12 protein-coding genes and 1 pseudogene are annotated in these 12000 nt (G+C 39.4%); 6 read left to right on the top strand and 7 right to left on the bottom strand.

The genetic code is table 11. The features are described 5' to 3' along the window. Nucleotides 1–82: 82 nt before the first annotated feature. Nucleotides 83–190 (bottom strand): DUF4351 domain-containing protein, encoded by a 108-nt coding sequence (locus tag H6G41_RS35300; RefSeq protein ID WP_190748900.1) that lies wholly within the window; start codon nt 188–190, stop codon nt 83–85. Nucleotides 191–301: 111 nt separating this feature from the next. Here H6G41_RS35300 and H6G41_RS22500 point away from each other — a divergent pair, with 111 nt between their 5' ends. Next, nucleotides 302–496, top strand: coding sequence for a hypothetical protein (locus tag H6G41_RS22500; RefSeq protein ID WP_190748792.1), 195 nt, complete (start codon nt 302–304; stop codon nt 494–496). Between the two features lie 10 nt (nt 497–506). Here H6G41_RS22500 and H6G41_RS22495 read toward each other — a convergent pair whose 3' ends face one another. Continuing rightward, on the bottom strand, nt 507–1424 hold the full coding sequence (locus H6G41_RS22495) for an ion channel (protein ID WP_190748790.1): 918 nt from the start codon (nt 1422–1424) through the stop codon (nt 507–509). Nucleotides 1425–1478: 54 nt separating this feature from the next. On the opposite strand from H6G41_RS22495, the gene H6G41_RS22490 reads away from it, so the two are divergent. Then, the gene (locus H6G41_RS22490; RefSeq protein ID WP_190748788.1) at nt 1479–2657 is read left to right on the top strand and encodes an MFS transporter; all 1179 of its coding nucleotides are present in this window, start codon (nt 1479–1481) and stop codon (nt 2655–2657) included. Nucleotides 2658–2716: 59 nt separating this feature from the next. Here H6G41_RS22490 and H6G41_RS22485 read toward each other — a convergent pair whose 3' ends face one another. The 3 genes from H6G41_RS22485 to H6G41_RS22475 all read right to left on the bottom strand — a co-directional run bounded on the left by H6G41_RS22485 (nt 2717) and on the right by H6G41_RS22475 (nt 6051). Then, nucleotides 2717–3652 carry a DUF2382 domain-containing protein gene (locus H6G41_RS22485; RefSeq protein WP_190748786.1) on the bottom strand — a complete coding sequence of 312 codons (936 nt, stop codon included), beginning with the start codon at nt 3650–3652 and terminating at the stop codon, nt 2717–2719. Between the two features lie 254 nt (nt 3653–3906). Beyond that, nucleotides 3907–4827 (bottom strand): DUF2382 domain-containing protein, encoded by a 921-nt coding sequence (locus tag H6G41_RS22480; protein ID WP_190748784.1) that lies wholly within the window; start codon nt 4825–4827, stop codon nt 3907–3909. Between the two features lie 387 nt (nt 4828–5214). Then, a complete protein-coding gene (locus tag H6G41_RS22475) occupies nt 5215–6051 on the bottom strand; it encodes a DUF2382 domain-containing protein (protein WP_190748782.1) in 837 nt (278 codons plus the stop codon). Nucleotides 6052–6564: 513 nt separating this feature from the next. On the opposite strand from H6G41_RS22475, the gene H6G41_RS22470 reads away from it, so the two are divergent. Together H6G41_RS22470 and H6G41_RS22465 are read left to right on the top strand one after the other, a co-directional pair. Then, on the top strand, nt 6565–6762 hold the full coding sequence (locus tag H6G41_RS22470) for a hypothetical protein (RefSeq protein ID WP_190748780.1): 198 nt from the start codon (nt 6565–6567) through the stop codon (nt 6760–6762). 383 nt (nt 6763–7145) lie between these two features. Continuing rightward, nucleotides 7146–7364, top strand: a complete 219-nt coding sequence (locus tag H6G41_RS22465; protein WP_190748908.1) for a hypothetical protein — start codon at nt 7146–7148, stop codon at nt 7362–7364. A 42-nt stretch (nt 7365–7406) separates the two neighbouring features. Here the strand turns inward: H6G41_RS22465 and H6G41_RS22460 are convergent, their stop codons facing one another. After that, nucleotides 7407–9005 (bottom strand): Hsp70 family protein, encoded by a 1599-nt coding sequence (locus H6G41_RS22460; protein WP_190748778.1) that lies wholly within the window; start codon nt 9003–9005, stop codon nt 7407–7409. 69 nt (nt 9006–9074) lie between these two features. Further along, the gene (uvsE, locus tag H6G41_RS22455; protein WP_190748777.1) at nt 9075–10028 is read right to left on the bottom strand and encodes a UV DNA damage repair endonuclease UvsE; all 954 of its coding nucleotides are present in this window, start codon (nt 10026–10028) and stop codon (nt 9075–9077) included. A 439-nt stretch (nt 10029–10467) separates the two neighbouring features. Here uvsE and H6G41_RS22450 point away from each other — a divergent pair, with 439 nt between their 5' ends. Continuing rightward, nucleotides 10468–10686: a hypothetical protein gene (locus H6G41_RS22450; protein WP_190748775.1), complete on the top strand. Its 219-nt coding sequence runs from the start codon at nt 10468–10470 to the stop codon at nt 10684–10686. 629 nt (nt 10687–11315) lie between these two features. After that, a pseudogene (locus H6G41_RS22445) lies at nt 11316–11894 on the top strand (hypothetical protein); the annotation flags it as partial. Nucleotides 11895–12000 lie beyond the last annotated feature (106 nt).

Below are 12000 nucleotides of genomic sequence, written 5' to 3'. Positions count from 1 at the left end.
AAGCTGTAGGGGCGGGTTTACAGATATGCTTCCATCATCCGTGAGTATCTGGCTTAACCCGCCCCTACGATTTATTGACTGCTTAAGCTGGGGAGATATTTGTCAGGTAATTGACTAAATCAGCTTGGCTAGTGAAATCTAACAACGCCTCGGCTAAATCTTCTAGTTGCGCGATCGCTAAAGTGCGAATCTGCTGTTCCGTTAGCTGAAGAAAAAAAACACAACAGCGATCGCAATTTGCAAATCACTATATTTAGTCATCAGTCGCGCGATAATTAATCTAGCGATCAAATTAATTCATATGTCTTCTACACCATGCCCTAGTTGTGTAGTCACCCTCAATCAACAACAGGAGCAAAACATCTCTCATCGCCAAAATTGTCAGCAAGTTCCTGATAACCACAGCAAAACTATAGTCAAAAATTGTACTGTGGTTGAAAATGGTCGAGTTGTGGTGAAACCATTACAACCATTACCTACTGAGACTGCTGATTAAAATTTCAATCTCATTCATCCAGCGCAAAGACATCGTGGAAGGCGCGATAATCAATATAGCGATGTCCATCCTCTGTATCGTGCATAATATTGGCAAACTCGTAATTCCACAGAATTTGACTAGCACTGTAAGTATGACGTGCATGAACAACCTGTGCCACGGTTTCATCAATACCGCTGAGGGAAATCACAATTGAGGTATGGGTTTTAACTAAGAATTCTGGTGTCATTCCATACAAAGGACTAAACTCATCAATAGTATGCATGGCTGACCAACTTAATGCAAAACTAGGTGATTGATTCCGCCGTAGTTTGAGATCGTAAATTCGGCGGATTTTGTGCCCTTCTGCTGTCATTTCATCTCGCATCAGGTAGGCTCGCATCTGCGCTTCGATAATCTGGTTGCGCCGTTGATTAGCTGTACGGAACATGAAGGTAGGCTCGCCATCATGGGGAGTAATCACAGCGACACGGCTAAAAACTACGCGCGCAGTCGGACGAGAGAATCGAGCAAAGGCCAATCCCGTCATCACAGCAATACCCATCAAACCTGCGATCGCTTCAATCGTGACGATAATATGGGCATAAGTTGTTTTTGGATACATCGCCCCGTAGCCAATAGAGGCCAGAGTTTGCACGCTGAAAAAGAAGACATCTGAAAAAGAACCAGGTCGAGCATTCTCAATACAGTCTCCACCTGCTAAATAAGCTAAAGCAAATATGGCATTAATCGCCAGATATGCCACAGCAATTAGCAGCAAAAAGCCAGTCCAAGGAATTGTCAACAAAAGATGATAAGGATCGCGCCAGTAAGAATACCAAGCACCTAAACCGACAATATTAAATTGTCCGTCCCGAATTTTGATGTATACTCGCTGTTGCCGATGGGGATCTTGCTTGCGAAAAAGCTTCTGCAATCGAAATTTCATTGGGAGTGACCACAAGAATTAACTAAGAAACAACCAAGTGCTAATCTATCGTTTATGAATCGACATTTTTGGCTTACTGCTTTAATCGCCTTTATTAATTCCCTTAGTTTTACGATTTTAATTCCTATTATCTATCTCTATGGCAAACAATTTGAACTCAACGATTTTCAAACTAGTTTATTATTTTCGATTTATTCCATATCACAGTTTTTTGCTACTCCAGTAATTGGTAAACTCTCCGATCGCTTTGGCAGAAAGCCGTTATTGATTATCAGTTTAGCCGGAACTGTCATCGCTAACTTAATCGCTGGCACAGCAACCACAGCAGTAATGCTTTTCCTGGGTCGATTTCTCGATGGTATTACTGGCGGAAATGCTTCTGTAGCCCAAGCAATTATTTCCGATATCACTACTCCTGAAAATCGTGCTAAAGGTTTTGGAATTTATGGCGCAGCTTTAGGACTGGGTTTTGTCTTAGGGCCAGCCACAAGTTTGTTAGCACAGCAGATTTCTTTAGGTGCTGCATTTATTGTTTCTGCTTCAGTTGCATTTGTGGCTCTGATAATCACTATTTTCTTATTACCAGAAACTATTAAAAACAAGGCTAAAAAATCTCCAAATATTTTTGATATTGGTTTAGGCAATTTAATGAAAGGTCTATTTATTCCCAAAATAGGTATTTTATTGATTATTAACTTTTTTATTGGGACTACGTTTACTATTTTTACTTACGCCTTTCAACCATATTTTTTGAATGTATTAGGACAAAATAGCCAAAATTTAACACTGATGTTTTTCGGGTTTGGCGTGCTGGGTGTAATTATGCAAACCTGGGGCGTCTCAATTCTCAGTCGCAAATTTAATTTAGTCAAAATATTATTTTTAGGTTTATTTATCCGCAGTTTGTCGTTTATTTTAATGCCAGTTTGGGCTAATATTATTTATTTTGTAGCCGTCAGCATCCTCTTTTCACTGTTCAATTCTCTGGTTCAGCCAATGATAAATTCCCTCATTTCCCTAAATGCTCAACCTCAAGAACAGGGAACTGCTTTAGGATTGAATGCTTCTTATTTAAGCATCGCCAATGGTGTGGGGCCTGTAATTGCAGCAATGCTGGTTAACCAATCAAATCCTACTACCTATGGTTATCCTTTATATTTAGCCGGAACGCTGACATTTTTAGTTTTATTTTTGGCGATCGCAACTCAGCAAAAATATACACCAAAAAATTAGGGCGAGCAATGCTCACCCTAGTACTAGCTGACTGGAGAAAAACTGATTTTTAACTTTGACTACGCTTTTGTTGCTGGATTTTGAGAACAGCGATCGAACCACTCTTGGTATTTCTGGCGATATTCCTCATTGTCAACCAAAATTGACACTTTTACCTGCTGACAACCAGGCTGCTTCTCTAAGGCGATCGCATTTAAGAGTAAACTAGCAATTTTCGCAGAACTAAACAAGCCGCTGACAGTTAAACCACTGTTGAAACTTGTATCTAAACTTGTTCCTTCCGATATTTGTGCTTCTGCTAACTCAATTCCAGCTATTTTCTCTTCTCCTAAATCAATTTCTGCTAGCTGTTTATGTTCTGGGCTGACTTGTTCAACAATCAATTTTTCGCGTCTGACAGGAACTTGTACCATCCGCGTTTCAATTTCTTTGCGAACGATAACATCGCCTATTTTACGTTTACTACTATTAACAACTAATCTTTCTTCTAGTAAGTTAATAATTTCTTCTTCCTGAATTTCTGAGCTACTGGTGGTTACTAAATTTCCTTCTAAATTATTATTTAGAGTTTGATTATTAGCTACTTGTCCATTTGCGCCATCTGACATGATCTGCCCGCCTTGTTTATTCGCTGATAAATTTTCTGGGAGATTTTCAACTTCTGCCTTTTCTAAATCTACGAAAATCGATTGAGTAGGACTGTCAATTTTCTGAATTTGTTTGCTGCGCAATTTTAAAAGCTGATAATTATCGGTTAATTGCTGGTCATGGGCTTGGATATCTTGTTGATTTGACCATTGCTTTAAAATTAAAATTAGCCGATTTTCCGCATCTAAAGTTAACTCTTTAACTTCGCCTAGCAATTGTCCTTGTTTATCTAGTACCGCAAAGTTTCTCACCTTACTGCTCAGATGCTCCAGCAAATTACTAATCCGTTGATTCAGACTTACTGGTTTTACTAGTTCAGGTTTTATTGCCAGAGTTTGGCTATTCATAGGGCAAATTTAGTTAACTAAAATTGGATAGATTAATTAACAAATTGAGTTGTTATCAGTTATATAAATAAAAGTATATTTATGATGGGCAATGCCCACCATATCGGGCTTTGGATAGCTCTTAAGCCACCCTCATATTCAACGTTTTTACTGTCAACAGTTAACAGTAGGGGCGGGTTCATTTAGATTATTGTTGATCCATGAGGATATCTGTGAACCCGCCCGTACAACAGTCAACCACCAATATATATTGATTAACGTTCTTCAATTGGTAGACCACCAGTAGTATCTACATCCAATTCTTCACGGCGAACGGTTGCTTGAGCTTCCGAGGTTTCATGCTCCACAACTTTTGTAACTTTCACTTCTTCGCGGACAACTGCTTCTTTGCGAATCTCAGGAGTTTCTTCATAAATTTCCACGCGAGCTACTTCACCTTCGCGGAAATTAGCTTCGCCAGAAGTAACACGTTGACCTGCGTCGGTTGGGGTGACACGCTCAATAACTACGCGCTCTCTTTCTAAAGGGACTTCTACCCTTGCGGTTTCAGTTTCTACATGTTTACCAATTGCTACTTCACCAGTTTTCTGACGTTTCTTACTAGCAATTAGCCTTTCTTCGTACAATTTCAAAGTTTGGTTATCACTCTCATTGATGTTGTACAAAGCGGGTTCATGAGAGTAATTGTATGTATCGCGGTTGTAATTAGGTTGATAACCTGTATTTAAAGGCGCAGAAGCATCTAAAGGTCTTGATGTATCAACCGCAGATGTTGAGTCTACAGCAGATGTTGCATTTACAGAACTTGTTGCATCTAAGGGACGGCGATATACTCCACGTACCCGTTCTTCATAATCATAATCAATTCCTGAGCGTTCGTTGAATTCTGGTAAAGCTTCAGCTTGCTCTCTGGTCATACCAATTGCATAAACGCGGTCAACGTTATAATCAATGCGAGCGCGTCCAATAGGTAGCAATACTTTTTTACCAAAAATCCAAAAGCCTAAGTCAACAACTAGATAACGAAAATGACCTTCATCATCTACTAAAACATCGCTGACAGTACCAATTTTCTCATCTCTACCTTCTGCATACACGCCAAGGCCTTTAATATCATCTCCTTGAAAGGTATCGCGGTAGTTAGGATCAAAATCATTTAATTTGTAAAGTGCCATTATATTTGTCCCTCAAGTTTTGACTTTCATTCGCTATTAACTAACCTAATCTAATGTATTTTTTTATTCCTCTTTCCCTTGGCTGAATTACATAGAATCTTCAGATATATATTTTGGTGTTTGATATCATGCAAGGTTAAATTTTAATTATTGTGACCTGATGATTTAGTAGGGTGTGTTATACCGTAGGTTAACGCACCTTAATTTTTTAATTATTGTTAGGTAAGGAGTTAGTTAAGTTTATTTAAATACTTAAATATTTTATTTAATAGTGCAGGCAAACATAATTATTAACTTTACCTGCACTATCATCATGACGATTTTAAGTAGATACAAATAGGCAAGAGAGCCTATTTGATGATGTGAAATGATTTGAGATTGAGCTAATTAAATAACTCGATCATTAGGCTTGTTTGTTTCGTTCACATCGAGATTTCCGGAAGCGTCAATATCTAACTCTTCGCGGCGGATTGTTTCTTGTGCTTCTACTGTGTTGCTATCTACTACTTTTGTGACTCGAACTTCTTCGCGGACAAAAGTTTCTTTATGAATTTCGGGAGTTTCTTCGTAAAGTTCTATGCGTGCTACTTCTCCTTCTTGGAAGTCTACATTTTGGATATCTACTACGCTTTCTGAGGTGGGATTGACTCTTTCAATGACAACACGCTCTTTTTGTAACGGTACAGAAACTTGTGCTGTTTCTGTTTCTATGTGCTTACCAACGGAAACTTCTCCGGCTTTAACACGATTTTTACCAGCAATTAATCGTTCTTCGTATAGTTTGAAGGTTTGTTGATCCTGAGCGTTCAATTCAAATAACTCAGGTGCATGGTAATTAGTTGTTTCCTGATTGTTAGCTACTTGATTATAAGACGAACGATAAACATTGCGAACGTTGGCTTCGTAATCTTCATTCACAACCATGCTTTCGCGATATTCAGGTAAACGTACTACTTGCTCTTTACTCAATCCATCAACATAGACTTTGTTTTCTGAATAATGAATATGGGCTAGACCGATAGGTAGTAATATTTTTTTATTACCGCTATCAAAGCTGGTGTCGATTACTAGATAACGGAAACGTCCATTATCATCAACTAAGGCATCAGCAACGGAGCCTACTCTCACGCCACCTTCTGTATAGAGTTCTAAAGCTTTAACGTCTTCACCACCAAAAATTTCTCGGTAGTTAGGTTCAAAATCTTCAAGTTTATGTAAAGGCATAAATTGTAAAAAACTGGCTACAAATATCTATACATCAGCTTAGAAATTATTGAATTTATTTTCATCTGACTGGCGGCTGAATTTAGCGACTAAAGTTGTGGTTGATAGTTCATCCTCAAGAACTGAAAACCATAGCATGAGACTTAGATTATCTAGAATGCTTAATTTATGTATAACTATAGTTATATATAAATTTATTTTATAAATTAACTGTATTTCTTTAGGGTGACAGGCAAGATTGAGAAATTAGCAAGATGAAATTAGTGTAAAGATTTCTATCAATCTTGAAAATGGCGATCGCTTAATCAACACTTCACATTTTCATCGTTATAAATGAAATCGGAATGAAGAGATAAGCAGAAATAATCAATAACTATTGTCTTGTTTGCGCAAGCTAAAATCAGCGTCATCTAGGATACCAAAGTTGTGATGTTTTATTTCTAGTTATTGATTTAATTAGCAGTTGGTTTAGAGTAAAGATAAAACCTCACCGATCAAAATGGCAAACTTTGTATGTGGAAAACTGTGTTTTTTACGCTTATCTTGATGATTGCGTCAGTGCTGCTGATTGCAGAAGCGACTTTGGCGACGCCTTGGTTGGAAAGTAATTCCTGGTTGGCTGAGAATACTGTAAATACAGTTTCACCTGATTTGGCGCGATCGCTTGAATTACCCCAAACCCAACTTGAAGCATCTCCAAGCGATAACTAAGAAGACATCTTTTCCACCCCTTTGTAATATAGATGCGGGGATAAGCCGTGGCGATAGCATAGTTGTAAATCAACCAGATGTATGTGGAGTAGATGTACCCAATCGCTTCTAGGGTTGATCAATTTCCAAATTTTCACATCATCTGGTTGCGGATTAGCAATAAGGAAATAGCGGCGAATGGGCGGGGAAACCCATTGGTGTCAACTTAACGTGAAACCCTCTTGGTTGCAAGGTTTTGCCCTCACCCCCAGCCCCTCTCCCTGAAGGAGAGGGGAGCAAGAGATTTAGTTCCCCTTCTCCTGGGGGAGAAGGGGTTAGGGGATGAGGGCGAGGGTTTTTGTACAACACTCGCCGTATATAGCTTTTAGCTTAAGTTGACACGTATGGGGGAAACCCCGCCCCTACGGGGTGTATTTGTTGCATTTTTGTTTTCAGTCGATGCATTAACAAGGCCAGTCGATGCATTAACAAGGCCAGTCGATGCATTAACAATGCAACCCGATGCATTAACAATGCAACCCGATGCATTAACAATGCAACCCGATGCATTAACAAGGCCAGTCGATGCATTAACAATGCAACCCGATGCATTAACAATGTAAGCCGATGCATTAACAATGCAACCCGATGCATTGGAATTGCAGTTAACTCAATTGAGCGACGAGTTGATTTTCTAATACAGTGTCGTTGGTTAATAAGTCTTCAACGGTAATCCGCAGAAAGCGTTGTTCGTCAACTTGAAATTGAATTTTAATGCGATCGCTTCCGGGGAATCCTGGGGGTGATAATTGGGCGATGCTTCGCGCACCTTCTTTATCATTTAGGGGTTTGACGGTTGTCGCGCCAGTATCGAGACGCCTGGTAATTAAGCGATCGCCATCGAAATAAACTTCTGTACCGCCTGTTTCTGCACCTAATTCGCCCATGATTAACTCGATGCTGGGCTGATTTTCTAAGGATGCGCCTAGTACTAATTCTACTGGTTGGCTCATGGGATAAGCTTGTCCGGCTTTAATAATTGGATGCCAACTGTGGCGTTGATTACGTCTATCCCAGTAGCGCACGCCATAGCTATGATAGAGAAAGTCTTTAATTTCGATTCCCTGGGTAATTTGCAGAGCACCTTGCGCGATCGCTTCAAAGGGACGTTCGCAGCGAATTTTCTCGGCGTCAAAATATTGTTTTACCCATGTCTGCACAGCAGGTAACTGCACTGTACCGCCAACTAACAACACGGCGTTAATATCAGCTAGTTCAATTCCCTGTCTTCTCGCTTGCTGTAACAGACTCGTCATCAATTCATCAAGTCTGTCAAAAAATGCGTGTTCTCTAAGAATAGTTTCTAAAATCTCGCGGTTAAGTTCGAGTTCGTAACTTTCAAAACTTTCATCGTCAAAATAGACTTCACTGGCTTGGGTTTGGGTTGACAGTTGAATTTTGACTCGTTCTGCTAGTCTGGTAGTTAAAGGACTTACGGCTAAATCTTGCGTTTTGGCGAAATAATCGACAATCCAAGTATCAATATCCGTTCCGCCTAAATTTTGTCCGGCTTTTGCAAGTACACGGGCGGTTTTGACTTTTTGCTTGGAGTCTTCCGCTAAGGATTTATTACCCCACTTCAGTAAAAATCCTACAGGTTTAGTATTGGCTTGGGCGCTGCGATCCAACCGTACCAAAGATAAATCTAAAGTACCACCGCCAAAGTCAATGACTAAGAGAATTTCTTTATCTGCTAAACCATAACCTAAAGCTGCGGCTGTCGGTTCATCGATCATCCGCACTTGTTCGACGGGAAGGGCTTGACAAACTTGTCCTAACCAGTGACGGTAGGTTTCAAAACTATCTACTGGTACGGTTAAGACGAGAGAATCTAAACCGCCTTGTAAAGGTGCTAATTCTGCAATTACTTGATTGAGAAACCAGTTACCGACTTTCTCAAAAGTAACGCTTTCTCCGTCTAATTCCGGTAAGAAACCTTGAATATCTGCACCAATACCACGTTTAAAACTGCGGAAAAAACGCGATTCGCCTTTTAAATCAAAACCGCGATCGCGTACTTGTTGCCCTACTAATACTTTACCTTGGCTGGCGTCTTCCACATACACCAAGCTGGGAATTAAGGGCGGATTGAGACTTTGTTGTATTGATAAACCAGGAAGACTCAAGGTTTCTGGCTGCTGGGTGACTGGGTTCCAACGAGCAATGACTGTGTTGCTAGTACCAAAATCGATTGCGATCGCCATATTTTATAATTATTACTTCGCGCCAAGACCAGGACAATTCCCGGTGAAACTGTCCTGTGAACAAACTACTCATTTGAGATTATTCTCTATTAACCACCATGAGCGCAAATTAGCGATCGCTACTTCTTTGTGTTTGGCTTCAACTTCGATCCAAGGTGCTTGATAATAAACATTAGGCATAGCAATTATCATATCGCTGTGCTTTCTATCTCTAAAAGCTGTTTCACCGTTAGAAATATGGACTAATTGCCAATCTGGATTTTCCCAGGTTTCTCTAGCAGCGTAAAACATCTCAGCCACGCTAGGATCGTCGTAACTATCGAGATTTTCATGACAAACATGATGGTGCGCATCAAAAACCATTGGTACGCCAGCTTGCTGACAGACTGTTAAAATTTCGCTAGCGCTGTAGGCGTATTCGTCATTCTCAAAAGTTAAGCGGCTTTTAATTGCTTCTGGTAATTGCGAGATTACCTTTACCAGTTGTGGGATACGTTGCGATTTACCGCCATGAATATTCATCAACGAAAAAGGCGATCGCGGTAAGTTTAATAAATCTAACGTGCGGGCGTGTCGTTCTAAAATTTTGATACTAGTTTGTAACACTTGCGGTGAATCAGAACTCAGGACGACAAATTGATCGGGATGCAGCACCATGCGAATATTTAAAGACTGCGCGCGATCGCCAATTTTGCCTAAATCAGCGCTCATTTCTTCTAAAATCTGCGCGCCAATTTCATCTTCCATATCGCTGAGAGGAAACAACGCCGAAGACATGCGATACAAGCGAATCTTGTTTTTCTCGCAAAAAGATAATGCATCATGCAAGCGCTGCAAATTATTTTGATACAGTTCTCTCAGCGCACTTTCTTGTTCTTCCCTTGTCAGTTTTAAATAGCGCGTGCGCGTCATCGTCCGAAACCGCACTTGTTTATCAAAGGTAATGCAAACCAGCCCTAACTCTGGTACAAAACCTTGTGCTTGGGGAAAATGCGGTAAATTTTGGTACTGGATTGCAGTCATTGATATCATTGCTCAAATCTTGGCGCTTCTTTGATTTAACTAAGTTCTGTCTTCAGGCGCTCAGTATCTAAAGACAGAACTCTGGAATTTGAGAGATGAAGACAGTACGCAACAGCTATCTATATTTTGTGTACTTGCTGCATCGTTAATTTTTTCCGTTACACATCTATCTGTTGAGGCATGTTTTATCAAGAAATTTAAATTTTTATATAGTTATTGTATAGATATTGTAATAATTTTACACCATTCATGACTTGACAAGCCTGACCACTCAAGCATTTGCCCAATTTTTGCCATAAAAAGGCCATAAGGAGGAATGTCAAAGATTGGATATGTGTCTTTTGACAGTTTAGTCAATACCCTGAAATATTTATTAATATAAATAGAGATTCACCGTTCAGGGTGAAACACAAATTCTTCACCAAGGGAGTAGAAGAACATGGAAGAGCAAAAATCATCAGACTCTAAAGATGCTCTAGGATACTTTAAGAATGGAATTTGGCTATTTGGCCTTTCATCTTGGGTATTTGGGATTACCGATCGCAGTATTGCATCCTTTGCGGATGGTTATTTATCAGCTTTAGATTTAACGCAACTATTTACAGCTGCGACATTTTTTGTAGCTTGGCTATTTTTAAAGCCAGTATCTAAAGCTTGATTGTCTAATTAGTAATTCTGTAATTAGCACTTCAGTGCTTGAGAAAAGGTAGGACTTACAATTATTGGCTGATTTCCGCAGAAATCTGAAGGTGCGTTATGTGAAAGAGAACACTTTTTACAATCATCGGTATGTCAATCAAAGATGGCGACTAGGGCGAATACACAACAAGCAAATACAGTTATTTCCACTTACAAAAATAGAGGTAATTCTCCAATATTTGAAAATTACCTCTATTTTTAATGGAATTTTTTATATAAATTCTCTGCTGAGATGCAGATAATTTGAATAAACGAACCGCGTTCGGTGAAGCCGTTCCCGTAGGGTAGACGCAAAGAACGCAAAGGAAATACTAAGTAAGGTGTTACAGGTATGAAGGGATTGGAGAGTTTGAGAGAATAATCATTAGCTATATATAATGCACTCTACAATTTAGAGTTTCCTGTTTTCTCTCTCTTTCTCTCTCTACCTTATTGTATAAGAAATTATCTTCTTGGCGTTCTTGGCGTCTTGGCGGTTCATTAATTAATATTGTTCCGTAAGTCCGGATCTATATAAATCGTCACATTTAGCAGAAACTTTTACCAGAATACATCTGTCTGGTGATATAAAGTATCCAAATACTATCAATGAATCCTTCTGCTCAAGGTATCCCCGGATTACCCGATTTAACGCATCCGCAAGAGCTGATACAATTTGGTACGCAAGCCCTTAAAGGTTCGCTCCTAATTGTATTTTTAGTCATAGCCTTAGGAATAGCGATCGCGCTTATCAGTTTCTCCTTACGCCGACATCCCACAGCACAAACAGTTTTCTTCAATGAATGGGCGATTAATTACGCACAAATTCTCAAGGGACTACAGCATTTAGCTTTAATTATCATATTGTTAATTCCCGGATTTTTTCTCTGTTCCACATTAAGCAATCGCTACCATCATTGGGAACAAGCCAGAGTTGCACAAGTCGCAGAAACCGTTGCTGGCGATAAACTAGAACAAACAGCGCCACAAATACGCTACGTAGTAAAAGAACCATATACTTATACAACTACAGTTAAAGATAAAATAGTTAAAGTTAACGATACGCAACAAGTAAATCGCTATTTAACATTAGCTGGCTCGCAAATTCAAGTAAAGCTAAATCAAGATGTAGATGTGAAAGGGCGCAGTTCTATTTATAAAGTAGATTACACTGCCGAATACAAAGTAAATAAGGTTCTTTAGTACTTGTTATGCTAAACTAACAATCAAAATGCCAGTTTAACAAGCATCTAATTCGGAAGTTTTCAAAGTTTCTAAATCCATAAGCCGAGCG

This window comes from Tolypothrix sp. FACHB-123 (assembly GCF_014697075.1).
In the GTDB taxonomy this organism is placed as follows: domain Bacteria; phylum Cyanobacteriota; class Cyanobacteriia; order Cyanobacteriales; family Nostocaceae; genus Aulosira.
The sequence above is the reverse complement of the archived record's forward strand: the minus strand, read 5'-3'. Positions and strand labels throughout refer to the sequence as shown.